This window comes from Mesorhizobium sp. WSM4814 (genome assembly GCF_055811595.1).
Genome location: NZ_JBVVQT010000004.1, coordinates 261,227 through 280,370 on the forward strand (window position 1 = coordinate 261,227; position 19,144 = coordinate 280,370).

20 protein-coding genes are annotated in these 19,144 nt (G+C 64.4%); 6 read left to right on the top strand and 14 right to left on the bottom strand.

What is annotated here, in order from left to right; translation table 11 throughout:
* Position 1: 1 nt before the first annotated feature.
* On the bottom strand, positions 2 to 874 hold the full coding sequence (locus AC0L2V_RS09705; protein WP_473520000.1) for an SMP-30/gluconolactonase/LRE family protein: 873 nt from the start codon (positions 872 to 874) through the stop codon (positions 2 to 4).
* A gap of 244 nt (positions 875 to 1,118) precedes the next feature.
* On the opposite strand from AC0L2V_RS09705, the gene AC0L2V_RS09710 reads away from it, so the two are divergent.
* From AC0L2V_RS09710 to AC0L2V_RS09720, 3 genes are all read left to right on the top strand, one after another.
* The gene (locus AC0L2V_RS09710; RefSeq protein ID WP_473520001.1) at positions 1,119 to 1,817 is read left to right on the top strand and encodes a phosphatidylserine decarboxylase; all 699 of its coding nucleotides are present in this window, start codon (positions 1,119 to 1,121) and stop codon (positions 1,815 to 1,817) included.
* A 3-nt stretch (positions 1,818 to 1,820) separates the two neighbouring features.
* Positions 1,821 to 2,636: a CDP-alcohol phosphatidyltransferase family protein gene (locus AC0L2V_RS09715; RefSeq protein ID WP_023800727.1), complete on the top strand. Its 816-nt coding sequence runs from the start codon at positions 1,821 to 1,823 to the stop codon at positions 2,634 to 2,636.
* A gap of 186 nt (positions 2,637 to 2,822) precedes the next feature.
* Positions 2,823 to 3,086, top strand: coding sequence for a hypothetical protein (locus tag AC0L2V_RS09720; protein WP_023800726.1), 264 nt, complete (start codon positions 2,823 to 2,825; stop codon positions 3,084 to 3,086).
* A gap of 137 nt (positions 3,087 to 3,223) precedes the next feature.
* Here AC0L2V_RS09720 and AC0L2V_RS09725 read toward each other — a convergent pair whose 3' ends face one another.
* Entirely contained in the window at positions 3,224 to 5,446 is a 2,223-nt protein-coding gene (locus tag AC0L2V_RS09725) for an AMP-binding protein (protein ID WP_473520002.1), read from the bottom strand.
* A gap of 202 nt (positions 5,447 to 5,648) precedes the next feature.
* A complete protein-coding gene (locus tag AC0L2V_RS09730; RefSeq protein ID WP_091590519.1) occupies positions 5,649 to 6,056 on the bottom strand; it encodes a tautomerase family protein in 408 nt (135 codons plus the stop codon).
* A 112-nt stretch (positions 6,057 to 6,168) separates the two neighbouring features.
* Here AC0L2V_RS09730 and AC0L2V_RS09735 point away from each other — a divergent pair, with 112 nt between their 5' ends.
* Positions 6,169 to 7,026, top strand: a complete 858-nt coding sequence (locus tag AC0L2V_RS09735; protein ID WP_473520003.1) for a LysR substrate-binding domain-containing protein — start codon at positions 6,169 to 6,171, stop codon at positions 7,024 to 7,026.
* Positions 7,027 to 7,198: 172 nt separating this feature from the next.
* On the opposite strand, the gene AC0L2V_RS09740 is transcribed toward AC0L2V_RS09735, so the two are convergent.
* Positions 7,199 to 8,074, bottom strand: a complete 876-nt coding sequence (locus AC0L2V_RS09740; protein WP_473492307.1) for a DMT family transporter — start codon at positions 8,072 to 8,074, stop codon at positions 7,199 to 7,201.
* A gap of 252 nt (positions 8,075 to 8,326) precedes the next feature.
* Here AC0L2V_RS09740 and AC0L2V_RS09745 point away from each other — a divergent pair, with 252 nt between their 5' ends.
* Together AC0L2V_RS09745 and AC0L2V_RS09750 are read left to right on the top strand one after the other, a co-directional pair.
* The gene (locus AC0L2V_RS09745; RefSeq protein ID WP_473520004.1) at positions 8,327 to 9,361 is read left to right on the top strand and encodes a MerR family transcriptional regulator; all 1,035 of its coding nucleotides are present in this window, start codon (positions 8,327 to 8,329) and stop codon (positions 9,359 to 9,361) included.
* 142 nt (positions 9,362 to 9,503) lie between these two features.
* Positions 9,504 to 10,010: an OsmC family protein gene (locus AC0L2V_RS09750; RefSeq protein WP_128247654.1), complete on the top strand. Its 507-nt coding sequence runs from the start codon at positions 9,504 to 9,506 to the stop codon at positions 10,008 to 10,010.
* A 14-nt stretch (positions 10,011 to 10,024) separates the two neighbouring features.
* On the opposite strand, the gene AC0L2V_RS09755 is transcribed toward AC0L2V_RS09750, so the two are convergent.
* The 10 genes from AC0L2V_RS09755 to AC0L2V_RS09800 form a co-directional block, all read right to left on the bottom strand.
* The gene (locus AC0L2V_RS09755) at positions 10,025 to 10,228 is read right to left on the bottom strand and encodes a hypothetical protein (protein WP_027152685.1); all 204 of its coding nucleotides are present in this window, start codon (positions 10,226 to 10,228) and stop codon (positions 10,025 to 10,027) included.
* Positions 10,229 to 10,351: 123 nt separating this feature from the next.
* Positions 10,352 to 10,981, bottom strand: a complete 630-nt coding sequence (locus AC0L2V_RS09760; protein ID WP_473520005.1) for a hypothetical protein — start codon at positions 10,979 to 10,981, stop codon at positions 10,352 to 10,354.
* Between the two features lie 81 nt (positions 10,982 to 11,062).
* The gene (locus AC0L2V_RS09765; protein WP_031255525.1) at positions 11,063 to 11,815 is read right to left on the bottom strand and encodes an SDR family NAD(P)-dependent oxidoreductase; all 753 of its coding nucleotides are present in this window, start codon (positions 11,813 to 11,815) and stop codon (positions 11,063 to 11,065) included.
* Positions 11,816 to 11,873: 58 nt separating this feature from the next.
* Positions 11,874 to 13,343, bottom strand: coding sequence for an amidophosphoribosyltransferase (gene purF, locus AC0L2V_RS09770; protein ID WP_023800717.1), 1,470 nt, complete (start codon positions 13,341 to 13,343; stop codon positions 11,874 to 11,876).
* A 78-nt stretch (positions 13,344 to 13,421) separates the two neighbouring features.
* Positions 13,422 to 14,090: a CvpA family protein gene (locus AC0L2V_RS09775; RefSeq protein WP_023800716.1), complete on the bottom strand. Its 669-nt coding sequence runs from the start codon at positions 14,088 to 14,090 to the stop codon at positions 13,422 to 13,424.
* 27 nt (positions 14,091 to 14,117) lie between these two features.
* The gene (gene radA, locus AC0L2V_RS09780; protein ID WP_473520006.1) at positions 14,118 to 15,521 is read right to left on the bottom strand and encodes a DNA repair protein RadA; all 1,404 of its coding nucleotides are present in this window, start codon (positions 15,519 to 15,521) and stop codon (positions 14,118 to 14,120) included.
* Positions 15,522 to 15,601: 80 nt separating this feature from the next.
* The gene (locus tag AC0L2V_RS09785; RefSeq protein WP_473520007.1) at positions 15,602 to 16,114 is read right to left on the bottom strand and encodes a hypothetical protein; all 513 of its coding nucleotides are present in this window, start codon (positions 16,112 to 16,114) and stop codon (positions 15,602 to 15,604) included.
* A 2-nt stretch (positions 16,115 to 16,116) separates the two neighbouring features.
* The gene (locus tag AC0L2V_RS09790) at positions 16,117 to 17,607 is read right to left on the bottom strand and encodes a replicative DNA helicase (protein WP_023800713.1); all 1,491 of its coding nucleotides are present in this window, start codon (positions 17,605 to 17,607) and stop codon (positions 16,117 to 16,119) included.
* Between the two features lie 206 nt (positions 17,608 to 17,813).
* Positions 17,814 to 18,782: a small ribosomal subunit Rsm22 family protein gene (locus tag AC0L2V_RS09795; RefSeq protein WP_473520008.1), complete on the bottom strand. Its 969-nt coding sequence runs from the start codon at positions 18,780 to 18,782 to the stop codon at positions 17,814 to 17,816.
* A gap of 3 nt (positions 18,783 to 18,785) precedes the next feature.
* Positions 18,786 to 19,109 (bottom strand): YnfA family protein, encoded by a 324-nt coding sequence (locus AC0L2V_RS09800; RefSeq protein ID WP_473520009.1) that lies wholly within the window; start codon positions 19,107 to 19,109, stop codon positions 18,786 to 18,788.
* Positions 19,110 to 19,144 lie beyond the last annotated feature (35 nt).

Sequence of the window (19,144 nt, forward strand, 5' to 3'; positions counted from 1 at the left end):
CTTACGGCCAGCCAGCGCCCGGCGCGGAAGCCTCGATGCTGAGCACCTGGCCGGTGCGCGCATCGCTGATCATGTGCTCGAAGCCGCGCCATTCGGCGGCGACGATGAACAGCGTCTTGCCGTCGGCGCCGCCGAGCATGCAGGCAAAGCAGCCGCGATCGGCATCGACACTGTCGAGCATCGCCCCGCCCTCGCGCACCCGCACGCAGTGCCGGTTGGGGACGTCGGCATACCAGATGGCGCCTTCGGCATCGAGGCAGATGCCGTCGGGAAAGCCGTTGCCGAGGTCGGCCCATCGCCGCCTGTTGGCAAGGCCGCCATCGGCGGCGATGTCGAAGGCGGTCAGCCTGTTGGCGTGGGACTCGGCGACGATCAACGTCTTGTTGTCAGGCGACACCGCCATCCCATTGGCGAAGGCGATCTTGTCCGCCACCTGCCGCACGGACCCGTCCGGTGCAATCAGCACGATGGTGTCGGGGCCGAAATGCTGGCCGGGAACCGGCGCTGGCCCGCCGCCATTGACGTAGATGTTGCCACGCCCGTCGACGACGATCTCGTTCCAGGCGTTCCCTGAGAGGTGTCGCAGATCGGCGTGGGTGACCAGCGTCCCGTCTGCTTCCTGCCGCAGCACCAACCCCTCACGCCCGCAGACGACGACCAGGCGACCGTCCGGCAGCCAGTCGACCGAATAGGGCAGGGTGGCCGGCACGGTGAGCATGATCTCACTGTTGCCGTCGGCATCGACGGCGATGATCTGGCCGGTTCCCCAGTTGCAGAACCAAAGCCTGTCATCATGCCAGCGCGGCGATTCGCCGAACGCCAGACCGTTCATCACGACCCGCGCTTCCTTTGCTGCTGATTTCCGTGACAGCATTTGTTGCCTCCAGCTTTCGTTCGGCGGGCGCTTTGACAAGGCCCGTATCTCCAAGGACGAATGAGGCCGGTTCGCCCCGACACCAGTCATGCTTTTTTGGACAGGCGCATTGGAACCCTTCCAACGCCCGCGATCGGCTAATGCGGACGAGAACGCCGGATCCGGCGTTCCCTCATTGTCGCGTTGCGGCCACAGGGTGTTTCCGCTATTGAGGCCGGACCTGAAACTAGGCTGTTTCCATTCCATGGACCTCGTCGACACGATCAAGAAAACCTTGGTTCCGATCCATCGCGAAGGCTATCCGTTTATCGCCGCCTTCGCAGCGGTGACGCTTTTCCTCGGCTATTTCTCTTCGATCCTGTTCTGGATCTGCCTCATCGCGACGGCCTGGTGCGTCTATTTCTTCCGCGATCCCGAGCGCGTCACGCCGGTCGACGACCGGCTGGTGGTGAGCCCGGCCGACGGCATCATCACGGCGGTCGGTCCGGCAGTGCCACCGCGCGAACTTGGCCTCGGGGGCGGCGAGATGACCCGCATCTCGGTGTTCATGGACGTCTTCTCCTGCCACGTGAACCGGGCTCCGGTGCGCGGCCGCATCACAAGGATAGAGCATCGGCCCGGCCAGTTCCTCAACGCCGCACTTGACAAGGCGAGTGCCGACAACGAGCGGAATGGCCTGGTCATCGACAGCCCCAACGGCACGGTGGCCGCGGTGCAGATCGCCGGCCTGGTGGCGCGGCGCATCGTCTGCTGGGCCGAGACCGGCGGCACGATCGGCATCGGCGAGCGCTTCGGGCTGATCCGCTTCGGCTCGCGCGTCGATGTGTTCCTGCCGTCGACCGCAACGCCGCGTGTCGCCGTCGGCCAGACTGCGGTCGGCGGTGAAACCATACTGGCCGAATTCGGCGGCGTTGCCGCAACGCCGCTCGTGCGGGTGTCCTGAGCCGTGGGCGCGCCGTTCAAAAAATTTGAGGCGCATGGCAGCGGCGGCCCGCGCATCCGTGAAATTCCGATGCGCATGGTGCTGCCCAATCTTGTCACAGTGCTCGCCATCTGCGCCGGCCTCTCGGGCATCCGCTTCGGCTTCGAAGGCCGTTTCGAGCCGGCAGTGGTGATGGTGCTGCTGGCCGCCTTCCTCGACGGCATCGACGGCCGTCTGGCACGCATGCTGAAGGCGACGTCCAAATTCGGCGCGCAGATGGATTCGCTGGCCGACATCGTCAATTTCGGCGTAGCACCCGCGCTGGTGCTCTATGCCTTCCTGCTCGACCAGGCCGGCTCGCCGGGCTGGATTGCCGCGCTGCTGTTCACCATCGCCTGCGGGCTGAGACTCGCTCGCTACAACGTGCTCGACGAAGAAACTGATCGCCCGCAGTGGCAGACCGAGTATTTCGTCGGCGTGCCGGCGCCGGCGGGCGCTGTGCTGGTGATGCTGCCGCTTTACCTGTACTTCCTGCGGCTTGGTGTGGAGCCGTCCCGCCCAGCCGCCTTCATCGCCGCCGGTTTCACCGTTCTGATAGCCTTCCTGCTGGTCAGCCGGCTGCCGGTCTATTCCGGAAAAAGCCTGAAAGTCCCGGGCGACAAGGTGCTGCCGATCATCCTCGGTGTCGTCCTCTACATCCTGCTGTTGATGACCTATCCCTGGTACACGCTGACGGCGTCGGTTGCCGGCTATCTGCTCTTCCTGCCGCTCAGCATCCGCGCCTATTCCAGGCGCGCCAAGCGCGAAGGCGAGAAGGTGCCGCCTTCGGACTTCGGCTGACAGATCTGTCGCCAATTCGCTGATAGTTCAATTGGTTCAAGTCGGACGCATCCCGCTCTAGCGGAACCTGCCGGCGTCTTGACCGTTCTGTCTCAGCGGGCGAGGCGAGCGACGTCGCGAACGCCTCGCTATCAGCCCTTGAAGCTGCTGTCCCAGGCGCAGGAGCTTAAAGAAGAGTGAGGAGAAATGGCTGTCGTCCTCATTGGTGCGTTGCTCATTGTCGCTGGCGTTGTGTATATGGCCGGCGCAGCCCTTTGGCGTGGGCGGCTCAGCGATCCGGCGCCTGCTCGCGCGGCGCCGGATCGCTCGACGCCAAATCTTGCAACGCCAGGCCCGACACTTGAGCCGCGGCGGCGCGGCCTCGGTTTCCTCGGCCTGTCGCAGAACTGGCCGGGCCTGCTGATGATGGCGGTCGGGTTCATCCTGCTGTTGTCGGTGGTGGTCCTCTAATGTAATGCATGTCGCCCAAAAGCATGCCCTCGGGCCTGACCCGAAGCTGCGCAGCGGTTTTGGGACAACGAGATGCATTCAAGCAAGAACTTAAAGCGCGTCGCATAAATCCCTCCAGACGCGACGCGCTTTAGGCGCTAGGCCGCCGCGCTGAGTCCCAGTCGGTCAATCGCCAGTTTGCGGGTCGAGACGTAGTCGGTCTTGCCAGAGCCCAGCACCGGGATTTCCTCGACCTTGATGATGTCGTTCGGCACCATCAGATCGGCGGCGCCGGCTTGTCTGCCGAATTTGCGCAATTCATCGGGGTCGGCGTCATCGGCGGTGGTGACCAGCACGATACGCTCGCCGCGGCGCTTGTCCGGCACCGCCACCACAGCGTGGTGCTCTTCCGGCCACAGCGACTGCACCAGCATCTCGACCGCGCCCAGCGACACCATCTCGCCGGCGATCTTGGCGAAGCGCTTGGCCCGGCCGCGAATGGCAATGAAGCCCTCGCGGTCGACAGAAACGATGTCGCCGGTATCGTGCCAGCCGTCGAGCGGCTGCAATTCCCCGGGCCGATCTGAGGTCATGTAGCCCATCATCAAATTCGGCCCCTTGAGCAATAACCGTCCGGCGCCGCTGATGCCCTCGACCGGCTCGAGCTTCATGCGCATGCCCGGCAACAGTCGCCCGACGGTGCCGTCGCGGCCGTGGATGGCGGTGTTGACGGCAACGACGGGCGCTGCCTCGGTCAGCCCGAAACCTTCGATGATCTCGGCGTGGAAGCGCTCCCGGTAGACGCGGCGCGTCTCCGGTTTCACCGCTTCGGCGCCGGCGACGATGAAGCGCAGGCTGGAGAAATCGCCGTCCTTGGCGGTGCGCGCATAGTTGGCGAGGAACGTGTCGGTGCCGAACATGACCGTCGGCCCTGCCTTGCGTGCGACCTCGGGGATCAGCTTGTAGTGCAGCGGCGAGGGATAGAGGAACAGTTTCACGCCGGTGACCAGCGGCAGGATGGTGCCGCCGGTGAGCCCGAACGAGTGGAACACCGGCAGCACGTTGAGCAGGATGTCGGCCGGCGAGATGGTGATGCGGGCCTCAGCCTGCATGGCGTTGGCGAGAAGATTTCTGTGCGACAGGACCACCGCCTTCGGCGTGCCTTCCGAGCCTGAGGTGAACAGGATCACCGCTGGTTTGGCCGCATTCTGTGGCTGCAGCGGCCAGCGCCACAGCAAGGCGGCGGCGAGCTTGTCCAGCACGGTTACGCTGGCCCGCACATCCTCCAGCCACAACAGCCTGGCGCCGCCTTCTTCTACCGCCGCGACGATGTCAGCGAGGCTGGCCTTGTCGACAAAGGCGCGCGACGAGACCACGGTGCGGATCTCCGCCGTGCGCACAGCGGCGGTGACGCTGGCCGGGCCTGCGGTGTAGTTGATCATCGCCGCCACCCGGCTCGCTGACAACAGGCCAACGAGCGACAGCACGACACCGTTGGCGTTGGGCAGCAGCACTCCAACCGCTTCATTCGGCGCCGTCACCGCCTCGAAGCGGCGGCCCAGCACCCGCGCGCCGATGAACAGCTTTCTGTAATTCAGCGTGCCGCTGATCACGTCTTCGACGATAGGATGCGAGGCGCCGACTCGGTCGGCGGCGTCGCGCATGGCGAGGAACAGGCCGCGGTCAAGATCGCTGCCGAAAAGCCGGGCTTCGGCGAAACGGTCGAACAGCGCATTGGTGTTCGAGGATTGATCAGGGTTTCGCGCTACCAGCTCGGCGATGGTCATCGGCTCCAGCACGCTGATCGACAGGAGCGGAAACCAGCGCCGGGGCGACTTGTCCGCCGCAGTCAGCGATACCGGCAGAGTGCGCGCGCCGGCGACGAAGATCGGCACGATGCGGGCGTCGGCCTGCATGGCGATGCGGGTGACGGCGCGAAACAGGCGAAATGTCTTGATGTCAGGCTCGACCGCATCCGGCAGATAGACGGCAAGGCGGCCCTTGCCCTTCAGCACCCGCACCAGCCGGCGGCTGACGAAGACATGCTCGGCGTTGAAAGCGATGGTGCGGCCAAGCTCGCGCCATGGTTCGAGCCAGGGCGATCGCGCCGAGACCTCGTCGAGGATGTGCAGCGTGTCTTCCGGCAGCAGTGACAGCATCAGCGCCGGTTCGAGGCGCGACTGGTGCGAAATGACGTAAATGACCGGGGCGGCTGTTCTGCGGGCGATCTTGATACGATCATCGGCAATCCGGTAGGCGAGCTTGAACGGCACATAGAGCAGCGCCTGCGTGAAGCGCAGGCCGAGGCGGAATTTTTCCACCACGCCGATCAGCAGCCAGGCCGCGACGAGACCCGCAAGCAGCGCCAGTGTCAGGATCATGCCGCGTCTCTCCCAACAGATTTTGACCTCGCGGCTCTTCGTGACCGCTTCGATGAGAACCTAGACGAAGTGGGCTCAACGTCAATGCGGAGGTGCGGTACCTTCGCATTACTGGCCTGGCCGGCCATGAAAAGTGCGGTGTCTATGTTTCCTTGCGGCAGAGAAAGCGCCTGCGGCATGAGCCTGGATTGATGGGGGCCGCTCACGCCGCCTTCAGCCTCCCGCTGATGAAGCGGAATTCCTGTGTCTTGCCACCATAGCCATAGGCGGCGGCCGGGACTTCATGCACGAAGGCATAGCTCTCCTCATGCACCTTGCCCAGCAGGCTGCCAAAGCCAAGGAAGAGCGCCTTGAGATAGGCCTCCAGCTCGAGCTTGGTGTTGGTGCCGTCGACCACCTTGATGTCGAGCCAGAAACTGTTGGCGTCATGCTCGGCCAACGACTTGCCGCCGGCGAACCAGTGCTCGGGGTCATGGTAGGAAATGGCCACCGCTGTGATCGTCGCATCCTTGCGCAAATGCGTGGCGGTCAGTTCGGTCACCTGCCTGGCGATGGCGGCGGACAAAGCGGCATCGGGCTTGCCTGTGACGCTGACATTGATGATCGGCATAATTTCTCTCCTCGGGTTACGCGGCGTCTCTCCGCCGTCAGAAATCTTTGCCATCGCTCCTGCGTTATGAAAATCGAATTGTTTTCAGGAGAAACTTTGATATTATCGAATTATGCTCGACCCCGACCTCCTCAAAACCTTTCTCGCCTTCGTCGACAGCGGCTCGCTGGCGCAGGCGGCGTCATTTGTCGGGCGCTCGGCGTCGGCGGTGACCACGCAGATGCAGCGGCTTGAGGATATTGTCGGCGAACCACTTCTGGTGCCGCAGGGAAGAGGGCGCGTCCTGACGCCGGCGGGCGAGGATCTGGTCGGTCATGCGCGGCGCATCCTTGCTGTGCATCGCGAAGCGTGGCTGGCCCTCAAGGGCGTGCGAGCCGATGGGCGCGTGGCCATCGGCACGACACAAGATTTCGCCGACAGCGGGCTGCCGGATTTGCTCAGGGCCTTTGCCGCGAGCTATCCGCGCGTCAGGATAGAACTGCGCGTCGGCCGCTCCGCAGAATTGGCCGAGGCACTGCAAACCGGCATCCTCGATCTGATGGTCGCCATGCGACAGGCTCCGGCGCCGGACGAGATCGGCGTGCTCCGCGAGCCGATGATGTGGCTCTGTTCGCAAAGAGGCTTGGCCACACACCAGGACGAACTGCCGCTGGCGCTGCTCGATCCGCATTGCGGCTTTCGCGAAGCGGCGATCGCGGCACTCGACAGGGCAGGCCGCCGCTACCGCATCGCCGCCGGCAGTGCCAGCCTGGCCGGGCTGCGCACGGCGGTGCATGCCGGCATTGCCCTGACGCTGCGGACGGCGCGGTTTGCCCATTCCGGCATCGTCGAGGCACCGCGCGAGTTTGGCCTGCCGCAGGTTCCCATCGCCGAGTTCGCCATCCGGCTGCGCCAGGATGCCGAGCCCCCGGCCCAGGATCTGGCTGCGCTGTTCAGCGGCAACCTTGCCTTGCCAGGCGCACCGAGCTGATTTCGCAAAAGAAAAAGCCGACCTTGCGATCGGCTATAGGTTAGACGGGCCGAGGGGTTTGGGGGGACTTGGATGACCCGTCAAAGCCAACAATGCCTGAACCTGTTGATGGTTCCATGACCTTGCTAATTTATTTGCACCCGGAATTTTATTTTCGGGGGCAGATTTTTTCTCAGGCAGAGCGCTGCCTGGCCGCTTGCCAGTCGCGCCCGCCATGGGCGAACACCGCGCAGAGCACGATGGCGCCGCCGATCATGCTGGCGGCTGGCGGGACCTCGGCCAGGAACAGGAAGGCGAACAGGATCGCGAACGGTACTTCAGCCGAGCCCAGCAGGCCGGATTCGGCAGCCGGAATGAGCCGCACGCCCTCCGTCCACAGAATAGAGGCCAGCGCGAACGACGTGCCGAAGGCGACGAGCAACACTGCGTCCCTGGCCGAGACGGCCAATGGATCGGTGACGAACCAACCGAGCACGAACAAAAGGAATGCCGACACCGCCCCGGCCCACACTACCGGCGTGTCGCGGAAAGCGCGCACCATGATCATGTAGAGCGCGCTGCCGATTGTCATAAGCAGCGCCAGCCCGTCGCCGAACAGATGGCCGGTGCCGAAGCCGGACCAGACCATGATCGCCACGCCGCTGAGCGACACGGCGGCGGCGGCAAGCGTCTGCAGCCGAAAGCGCTCACGAACCAGAATGAAGGCAAGCAGCGCGGTGACGAAGGGCGCAGTGGCGTAGATGATCGCAACATTGGCGACGAAGGTGAACTTGAACGCCGAGATGAAGGCGATGCTGGCTAGCGCGCCCTCGCTCGCCAACAGCCAGCCGCGCCAGCCGAGGCGCAGGCTTTCACGCCCACCGGATTGACGGCGCCGCCAAAGCACATAGAGGGTGATCAGGATCGACCCAACGAAGCCCCGCCAGCAGGTGATGGTCAGCGGATCGGCATGGATCGACTTGGTTAGCACGCCGGTGAGGCCGAAGACGGCTGCCGACGCCGAAACCAGGATGATGCCAAGGGTGCGCTCGGCGGCGGTGTCAGGCATGGTTGGGAATCCGGTCATGTCACCAGACTATGCTGCCCTGTCCTGACACCGTACTGTCAGCAGGGGTTGCCGTATGCAGCCGCTGCGGAAATGCCCTTTTGCAAGTCGATTCATCTCATCAAAGCCGATGTGTCAGTTCGACACGAAGTGATCTTGTCTCTCCCACGGCTCCTGCGGACCGCGAACATCCCTGTTGACTCGGCCCCAGGGTCAGCCCCGATAGAAAGGCGGTCAACAGCAACAAGGTGATTCATGAACTCTTCCGCCCAGTTCCTGAACGCTTCCGAAGCCGCCGGCCGGCTCGGGGTGTCGGCCAAGGCCCTGCGGCTTTATGAGCAGCGCGGCCTGATTGCTCCGGTCCGCACTGCGGCCGGATGGCGCGCCTACGGTCCTGTCGAAATGAGCCGCGCCGCCGAGATCGCGGCCCTGCGCGCGCTTGGCTTCAGCCTAGCCCAGGTGGCGCGGGTGATGGAGGGTGACTCCCGGGGCATGGAGCCGGCCTTGGCCGCACACCAGGCAGTGCTCGAGAGCCGGCTGCGCCAGCTTGTCGGCGTAATAGAGAAGATCGGTAGCCTGCGGGACGACCTCGCTCGAGGCGAAGCGCCAAGCGCCGGGGAACTGGCGCGCCTGCTGGCGCCAGAGGCTACGCTCAGCGTCGCTTTCGACCTTCCCTGGCCTTGGGGAGGCGAGCGGTTCGAACTGGGACAGATCCGACCGCTGAACTACATCATCGGCCCGCTGGGCAGTGGCAAGACCCGGCTGGCTCAGCGCCTGGCCGAGACATTGCCCGACGCCGCCTTCCTTGGCTTGGATCGACTGGCGAATGGCTGTGCGGCGGCTCTGGCTCGTGTGGACGCCGACCCAGCTCTCAGGTCGCGGGTCGATCAGACGCTGGCCTGGCTCGTCGAGGACGGTGCCGCGGTGTCCGACGCAATGATCGCTCTACTCGTCGGATTGGAAGCCGAAGGTCCGGCCATCCTGGTCGTCGACATGATCGAACAGGGGCTGGATCAAGCCTCGCAAGAAGCCCTGATTGCCCATTTGCGTCGCCGCGGCCCCGGCGGTCGACCGCTTTTTCTGCTCACGCGCTCCTGCGCGATACTCGACCTGGCGGCTGTCGGCACCGACGAAGCGATCATCCTCTGCCCCGCCAATCACAGCCCGCCAACGTACGTCGCCCGGTACCCCGGCACTCCCGGCTACGAGGCCGTCGCCACCTGCCTGGCCTCACCCGAGGTGCGGGCGCGGACGGACGGCGTCATCGCGTGGCGGTCCCAGGCCGCATGAAAGGCATCAAGTCTAACGACGCAGCAATGTCTGGACAGCTTGTCACTCCGATCCAAATGTCGTGAAATCAAGGTTTAGGCCGTACCGGTTCTATTCGAGTATCGTGACGAGCGATGAAAATGACTGCCGAAAAGGGTTGGACATGGACACCACCGGACTGAAGGCCATGCAGGCGCCGCTCAAGGAGGCGTATCGCGACGACGCATCGCGCGCGCTGATCACGCTTCGGGCCAAGGGCTCGGTCGACGACCAGTCGATCGCCTGCAAGGTCGAGACCGGCAGGGCGCTCGCCGTTGCCGGTCTGCATCCGGCTACCGGCGGTTCCGGGCTCGAACTGTGCTCGGGCGACATGCTGCTGGAAGCGCTGGTCGCTTGCGCTGGCGTAACGCTGAAGGCAGTGGCGACGGCGCTGGAGTTCAAACTCGGCGCCGCCACCGTGGAGGCCGAAGGCGATCTCGATTTTCGCGGCACCTTAGGCGTGGCAAAAGATGCGCCGGTCGGCTTCCGCGCCATCCGGCTGAATTTCAACCTCGACAGCGACGAGCCACAAGAGCGCGTCGACACACTGCTCAAGCTGACCGAACGCTATTGCGTGGTGTTTCAGACCATCAATACGAGGCCGGAACTGACGGTTAGCGCTCAGCGCTGAACGCGCGCCGCCGGCTACTCGCTTTCGCCCTCGTCGGCGAACGGCGAGGCGCTCGGCACGCACTGCACCGACCAGCCGGCCGGCGTTGGCTGCTTCTGATATTCGGTGACGGCGAAGGCGCACTGTTCGCGAGTGTCGAACGTGCTGGGCAGCACCACCATGCCGCCTTGCGGGCCGGCAATCACCAGATACCAGACCAGCGCTACGCTCGAAGCCATGGAAATTTCCTCGCTTGTTGTGGGAGTCGGGCGATCCTATCAATTCTGGGCAACCGACGAAAGCTCGGCCGGGCGCGGTGGGTCGCCACAGCCAGCATGATGTTCTGCATTTGTTGGGCCGGTTCAGTTTACGGCAAAGCAGTAGAACAGGCCGTCGCCGCCGGTGCTCCTCAGTGCCTCCTGACTGCAGCCGCCGCGTGAAGCGTGCGAGGAATTCCACGATTTGGCGGCGGCCGAATCGTCGAGACCGGTGCGGTCGTGATGGCCCGTCATTGCCGCGCCTTCCGCTCCGCTGAGCGTCCAGTCGCCGCAGGTCTGGTCGGCAATTTTCGTGCCGTCGGGCTTGGAGCCGGTCAGCACGTCGTGGCGGTTGGGCTTGTCGCCGCGGCCGTTGACCACTTCGCCCTTTTCGTCGAGCGCCGTCTGCTTGGTGATGGCGTTGGCATCGCTATGCAGCGAAGCGACATCGTCGGCGATCTTGACGCCCTTGGCGTTGAACCACGGTCCCGTGCCAATGCGATCGCGCGCATCGGTGTCGCTGGTCGAGAGATAGGCGCGCCATGTCTTGCCCGTAACGCCCGCGGCTTCAGCCAGCGAGGCGCAATGCGCATCGGCGCCCGCGAGGCCGCCGAGATCGGCGCCCTTGCCCGAGCCGACGCTGGTGACGAAGAAGCTCATCGTCGCGTCCTGCGAGGATGCGACGCCGATGGCTGCCAGCGATGCAGCGGCGGTGACGAGAAGCAGTCTGCGCATGGTGGTCCTCCGTTTCGGAAAATCTGGCATTCCAATAACGTCGGCGGCGGCGCAATTCTTCCGTCGAAATGCGCGATGCGTCTACTCCGGCTGCCGGTAGGCAACAAAGCGGTTGTGCTTGGCCTGGAAGATCAGCCCGGTCTCCGTAAGCGCCGGGCTGGCCAGCGGCACGATGCGTTTGGCGATCTCCTGGGGATGCGGCAGCGTCTCCGGATCCTCACCGGGCACCGCCTGCGCACGCATGGCGGTGCGGGTGGCGCCGGGATCGGCGGCATTGACCCTGAGGGCCAGGTTTTCCGTCTCATGCGCCCAGGAACGCATCATCGTCTCGACTGCCGCCTTCGACGCCGCGTAGGGCGCCCAGAAGGCCCGCGCCGAATGGGCGGCATTGGAGGAAAGCACGATGGCACGGCCTGCATCGGAGAGCCTGAGCAACGGGTCGACCGAGCGGATCAGCCGCCATGTCGAGGTAACGTTGATGGTCATAACTTTCTCGAAAGTCTTGGCCTCGACATGGCCAATCGGGGAGATGACGCCGAGCACCGCCGCATTGGCGACCAGGATGTCGAGCTTGCCCCATCGCTCATGGATGGCGCCGCCCAGCCGGTCGATGCCGGCCATGTCGGCGAGGTCGAGCGGCACCAGCGTCGCCTGTCCGCCCGTTGCCTTGATCTGGTCGTCGAGTTCCTCCAGTCCGCCGACGGTGCGGGCAACAGCGATGACGTGGGCTCCAGCTGCGGCAAGTTCCAGGGCGATGAAGTAGCCGATGCCGCGCGAGGCGCCGGTGACGACCGCGACGCGGCCGGAAAGGTCGAGGCCAGGGGTGGGGATCATGCGAGGGCCTCCGTGAGTAGGCGTGAAACTCGGGAAGGCAATTGGTGTTCCGGCAATCCTACGCCCCGCCCGCCGCCAGCAGCGACAGCGTGCGCACATTGTCCGAACCTTCGAAATCGGCAAGCCGGGTCGGATATTGCCCAGTGAAGCAGGCGTCGCAGAATTGCGGCTGCTCATTGTCGCGGCCGGCCTCGCCGACGGCGCGGTAGAGCCCGTCGATCGACAGGAAACCGAGCGAATCGACGCGGATGAACTCGGCCATCTCTTCCACCGACATGCGCGACGCCAGCAGCTTCGACTTCTCCGGCGTATCGACGCCGTAGAAACAGGAAGCGCGCGTCGGCGGCGAGGCGATGCGCATGTGCACTTCCTTGGCGCCGGCATCGCGCACCATCTGCACGATCTTCTGGCTGGTGGTGCCGCGCACGATCGAATCGTCGACCAGCACCACGCGCTTGCCTTCGATCATGCGGCGGTTGGCGTTATGCTTGAGCTTGACGCCCATGTGGCGGATCGAATCGCCGGGCTGGATGAAGGTGCGGCCGACATAGTGATTGCGGATAATGCCGAGCTCGAACGGGATGCCCGCGGCTTGCGAAAAGCCGATCGCCGCCGGAGTGCCGCTGTCCGGCACCGGCACGACGATGTCGGCCTCGACCGGGCTTTCGAGCGCCAGCTCGGCGCCGATGCGCTTGCGCACCTCGTAGACGTTGCGGCCCTCGACCGACGAATCCGGACGCGCGAAATAAACATATTCGAAGATGCAGAAGCGGGTCTTCTGCGGCTCGAACGGAAACAGGCTCTCTATGCCCTTGGCGGTGACGACGACCATCTCGCCGGGCTTCAGGTCGCGCACGAAACGCGCGCCGATGATGTCGAGCGCGCAGGTTTCGGAAGCCAGGATCCAGGCGCCGTCGAGATCGCCGAGCACCAGCGGCCGGATGCCGAGCGGATCGCGGCAGCCGATCATCTTCTTTGACGTCATCGCCACCAACGAGAAGGCACCTTCGACCTGGCGCACCGCATCGATGAAGCGCGAGTTGAGATCGCGTTCCCTGCTGGTGGCGACCAGATGCAGCAGTGTCTCGGTGTCGGAGGTCGACGAGAAGATCGCGCCCTGTTTCTGAAGCGCGCGCTGCACCGTCATGGCGTTGGTGAGGTTGCCGTTGTGGGCGACGGCGAAGCCGCCATCGGCGAGCTCGGCGAAAAACGGCTGGATGTTGCGCTGGCCGGCGCCGCCGGTGGTGGCGTAGCGTGTGTGGCCGATGGCGCGGTTGCCTTGGAGGCTGTCGATGACGCGCTGTTTGGTGAACGTATCGCCGATCAGGCCGACATGATGTTCGACATGGAACTGGGTGCCGTCATAGGAAACGATACCGGCCGCTTCCTGGCCGCGGTGCTGCAACGCATGCAGGCCGAGCGTGACGATAGCCGCAGCGTCCTGCCGGCCAAAAATACCGAACACGCCGCATTCGTCATGGAAATGATCGTCAGCCTCGGCGGAAAGCACGTCGTCTGCGTCTGCCATCTTCAGCTCCGCTAAAGTCGCTATATAGTGTGATGACGGCTCGAGAGCAACGTAGAGTTTGCGGCCTTCACATGATCGTCAGTTTGCCGGCGCCGGATTGGCCGGTGCATTGTCGGCCGGCGGCGCGTCGGTTTCGCTGCCGTCGGGCGCCGGAGCATCGTCGCCAGTTGCCGGTGCGTCCGCCGCGGGTGCATCCGCTGCCGGAGGTGTCTCGGCGCCGGTCTCGGGTGCCGGCTGATTCGGATTGAGCCTGTTGAGGATCGCGTTTTCCGGATCCTCGGGCAGCAGGCTTTCGAGCTTGGCGCCGATCGATTCGAGCAGCGGCCGCGACTTGGCATCGGCGACCCAGCCCGGAGCCTTGGGGCCGGCCAGCCAGTTGAAGAACAGCAGGGCCACCGCGACGACCAGGATGCCGCGCGCCGCGCCATAGAGGAAACCAAGCGTGCGGTCGAGCGCGCCGACCCTGGAATCGATGATCCAGTCGGCGAGCTTCATGGTGATGATGGAGACGACGATCAGCGCGACGATGAAGACGATGCCGGCGGCCACCACCATGGCAATCTTCTCATTGTCGACATAGGGCTGAACGTAAGGCAGGACCGGTTGGTAGAAAAAGAACGCTGCCGCGGCCGCCGCTATCCAGGAGATGACGGAAAGGACCTCGCGCGAAAAGCCGCGAACCATGGCGAGCATCGCCGAGACCAAGGTGAAGCCGACGAGAATTCCGTCAAGCAGCGTAATCGGCATGTCTTTTGCCCCACTTCATGAGCCGCGTCATTCTTGCTCGTCGGCGCGGCTGCGCCGTGAGCCGGCTATGCGTGCCACGAGATCGGCAAGCTCGGTGGGCTGGAAAGCGCCGGCCCCTATCCCCCCGGCAAGTTCCTCGCTGCCCAAGGGCAGAACCGCGCTTCCAAAACCCAGCTTTTCGGCTTCCTTCAGGCGCTGCTGCGCGTGCGCAACCGGCCTCACGGCGCCCGAAAGGCTGATTTCGCCGAAATAGACGCAATCGGCGGGAAGGGCAAGACCGGTGAGCGAGGAAACCAGTGCGGCCGCCACCGCCAGATCGGCGGCCGGCTCCGAGATACGGTAGCCGCCGGCGACGTTGAGATAGACGTCATGCGTGCCAAAGCGGACCCCGCAATGGGCTTCAAGGACGGCGAGGATCATCGACAGCCGGGCACCGTCCCAGCCGACGACGGCTCGACGCGGCGTGCCCAGCGACGACGGCGCCACCAGCGCCTGGATCTCGACCAGCACCGGTCTGGTACCTTCCATGCCGGCGAAAACCGCGGCGCCCGGCGCTTTCGCATGGCGTTCGCCGAGAAAAAGCTCGGATGGATTGGCGACCTCGCGCAGGCCCATATCAGACATTTCGAACACGCCGATCTCGTCGGTCGGTCCGAAGCGGTTCTTGACCGTGCGCAGGATTCGGTAGTGGTGGCCGCCTTCGCCCTCGAAATAAAGCACCGCGTCGACCATATGCTCGACGACGCGCGGCCCGGCGATCTGGCCTTCCTTGGTGACGTGGCCGACAAGCACAATCGCCGCGCCTGTGGATTTGGCATAGCGGATCATCGCCTGGGCGGCGGCACGCACCTGGGTGACGGTGCCGGGCGCCGAATCGGCCATGTCGGTCCACAAGGTCTGGATCGAATCGAGGATCACCAGGTCCGGCCGCTTGCCGTCGGCGATGGTGGCGAGGATGTCCTCGACATTGGTTTCGGCGGCAAGCTCCACCGGAGTATCGGCGACGCCGAGCCGCTGCGCGCGCAGCCGGATCTGGGCGACCGCCTCTTCGCCCGAGACGTAGACGATGCGGTGGCCCTTGGACGCCAGTGCTGCGGCGGCCTGGGTCAACAGCGTCGACTTGCCGATGCCGGGATCGCCGCCGACCAGCAGGGCCGAGCCGCGCACGAAACCGCCGCCGGTGGCGCGGTCGAGCTCGCCGATGCCGGAAACGATGCGCGGCGCGTCCTCGATGTCGCCGGACAAAGTCGTGAGCACCACGGCGCGGCCCTTGCGCGCATTGCGGGTATTGACCGGCCCCGAGCCGATGCCGCCGGACGTGCCCTCCTCGACCAGCGTGTTCCACTCGCCGCAGGCATCGCATTTGCCAGCCCAGCGCTGATGCACCGAACCGCAATTCTGGCAGATGAACTGGACGCGCGATTTAGCCATGAAATCTCGCATACCTTAGAAGGGAGGCGGATCGAGAACGTCCGCATTTTCGGCCGGGATTTGGCGAGCGCGGATACAATTCAGTGTTTCTTGGCGAGAGCGCGTACTTCGGCAAGCGACTCATCGAGCAACTGCGGATTGGGCGACAGCATCTGGCTGTCGTAAATGGAGATCATGCCTTGAGTTTGGCCTGCAAACTCAGGCTGCGTTTTTCGCGCCTCCTCATCAATCGCGTCGACGTAAAACAAGAAATTTTGCCCAGCCAGAACAGGCACGCCGCATCCTCCCATGATCAGAGTGGTCGTGGAGATCACACCATTCGGTTCCGGGTTGCCCTTGAACACCTCCATTGTCTCGTAGCGAACGTTAACCAGTATCCGACCATCACCCTCATCGGCTGCGACAATTCCAAGCTTTGTCGGACTAAGCTCTGTGGCTGTCACCAAGCCTCGGAACACCAGGGCCGCCTCAGCAAATGCTCGTTGTGGCGTCCAGTTTGCAGGCATTGAACAAGCTGAAGCGACGTCAGGCAGGACAGCCGCGCTGACGAGCGCGAGAGTCAGGCGGACAGAAAACCTGAAACGCTTACCCATGCTTACTCAAACCTCTCCGCAATATGATGCTCCTCGGCGAGGTCGGAGAAGCGGGTGAACTCGCCCTGGAAGGCGAGGCTGACCGAGCCGGTCGGTCCATGGCGCTGCTTGGCGACGATGACCTCGGCCTTGCCGCGCATCTCGTTCATCTCGTGTTCCCATTTGATGTATTCGTCGGTGCCCGGCTTCGGCTCGCGGTTCTTCAGGTAGTATTCCTCGCGGTAGACGAACATCACCACGTCGGCATCCTGCTCGATCGAACCCGATTCGCGCAGGTCCGAGAGCTGCGGACGCTTGTCGTCGCGGCTTTCGACCTGACGCGACAGCTGCGACAGCGCGATGATCGGCACGGCAAGCTCCTTGGCCAGCGCCTTCAGGCCGGTGGTGATCTCGGTGATCTCCTGCACGCGGTTCTGCGAGGATTTGGCGCTCGACCCTTGCATCAGCTGGATATAGTCGATGACGATGACGTCGAGGCCGCGCTGGCGCTTCAGCCGCCGCGCCCGCGCCGACAGCTGGGCGATCGAGATGCCGCCGGTCTGGTCGATGAACAGCGGGATCTTCTGCATGGTCTGCGAACAGGCGACCAGCTTTTCGAAATCCATTTCGCTGATCTCGCCGCGGCGGATTTTCGACGACGGGATTTCGGTCTGTTCGGAAATGATGCGGGTGGCGAGCTGTTCCGACGACATTTCGAGCGAGAAGAAGCCGACGACGCCGCCATTTGCCGCCTTGAACGAACCGTCGGCCTGTTGTGCCGGCACATAGGCTTCGGCGATGTTGAAGGCCATGTTGGTGGCAAGCGAGGTCTTGCCCATGCCCGGGCGGCCGGCGATGATGATCAGATCGGACGGCTGCAGGCCGCCCATGCGGCGGTCGAGATCGCGCAGGCCCGTGGCGACGCCCGACAGATGCCCGTCGCGCATATAGGCGGCGTTGGCCATGTCGACGGCGGTCTTGACCGCGTCGGTAAAGCTCTCGAAGCCGCCATCGTAGCGGCCGGTCTCGGCCAGCTCGAACAGGCGCCGCTCGGCATCCTCGATCTGCTCGGATGGCGACATGTCGACCGGCGCGTCGTAGGCGATGTTGACCATGTCTTCGCCGACGGTGATCAGGGCGCGTCGCGTGGCGAGATCATAGATGGCGCGGCCGTAGTCGGCGGCATTGACGACGGTGACCGCCTCGACGGCCAGCCGTACGACATATTGCGCAACCGTCATGTCGCCGACCCTCTCGTCGGCCGGCAGAAAGGTCTTCAGCGTGATCGGCGTCGCTATCTTGCCCATACGAATGAGCTCGGCGGCGACCTCAAAGATCTTTCTGTGCAGCGGCTCGTAAAAATGGCCGGATTTCAGGAAATCCGACACGCGGTAGAAGGCGTCGTTGTTGACGAGGATGGCGCCGAGCAGCGCCTGCTCGGCTTCGATGTTGTTCGGTGCCTCGCGATAGAGCGGTGTTTCCGCCACGCCGAATTTTCGTGCTGCCTCTGCCATAACGTCCCCGATTTCGATGCCGGTCTCTCGATATCAGAACGGGATAGGTCGGTGATGACTTATCTGCATCAGTCTTCATTCAATCAGCTTCGGTGCCCGCGATTCACAGCCAATATTTTTCGGTGGAAAGAATCTCGATTGACTCGAATCAAGACGGCGAGCCTAGCCGTTCTCGGGCGAGAACAAAACAGGAAAATAGCTGCCAATCACTCCGGCAGTGCGTCGCCCCAGTCGAGCCGCCGCGCGGCCTTGAACACATCGCCGTCGCGCTTGGTGAACAGTTTCTCGTCGGCACCGCCGTCCCTTTCGCAAAGTTTCAGCAGGACCTTGCCCGAGCCTGATTTCGGCGGTGCGATCACACGCGCCTGCGGCGGGGCAACAGCGTGGCGGGAGGCAGCGACATAGATGAATTTCTCGTCCTCCCACGGCACATCGGCGTCCTTGGCCAGCCGGTGCAGGCGCGAACGCGCGACACGGCGCGAAAAATGGCACCAGTCGGGCGGCGCGAGCGGGCAGGGAGCCGCATGCGGGCAAGGCGCAAGCACGTGCGCGCCCGCCTCGATCAGTTGTCGGCGCACGGCAAGGATGCGCTGCCATCCGGCCGGCGTGCCCGGCTCGACGACCAGCAGCGTTTCGTCGGTCAGCTGCCAGAGCCGGTCGATCAGCTTTGGCAGCGACGCTGGTACGATCTCGTCCAGCACATAGGCGCAGGTGACCAGCTCGGCCGGCTTGAGATCGGCGAGATCGAGGCTGACATCGCCGGCCAGCCAGGCGACCCTGGCCGTCATCGCCTCAGCGGCAAGCGCCGCGCCGACCCGGCGCACCGCCGCGCTCGCCTCGATCAGCACCGCCTGCTCGAGGTCGGGCCAGAGATCGAGCGCAGCCCAAAGCACGGTCCCGGGGCCGGCGCCGACGTCGAGCAGGGTTTTGGGTGCATGATCGGGCCTTGCCTCGCTGAGCGCATCGAGACTGGCACGGACAGCGGCATAGGTCGCCGGCAGCCGCGTCGCCAGATAGGCTTTGACCGCGATCTCCTCGGCCATATGCAGGCGGCCGTCGCGCAGTTCGGCGCGATAGCGGTCCGACAGCGTTTTTGCCGCTAGCTTCAGCGTCGGCAGCGGCACTTTTTCGAGGAGACGCTCGACGCCCTGTCGAAGCGGGATAGGCAGTTCCATAGCTCAGGCACCCCGAGGTGCGTACAGGATCACCGAGGCGCCAACGATGCAGAGCGCGGAACCGGCAAGGTCCCAGCGGTCGGGGCGCACGCCTTCCACCAGCCACAGCCATCCGAGCGAGGCGGCGATGTAGATGCCGCCATAGGCGGCATAGGCGCGGCCCGCAGCACTGATGTCTACCAGCGCCAGCAGGAAGCCGAACAAAGCGAGCGAGACCAGGCCTGGCGCCAGCCACAGCGGCGACTTTTCTAGCCGCCACCACGCCCAGATCGAAAAGCAGCCGGCGATCTCGGCAAGGGCAGCAACGATGTAGATGAGATAGGTCATGAAAAAAGTCTCGCGGCGACGGCGAGACCTTTTTC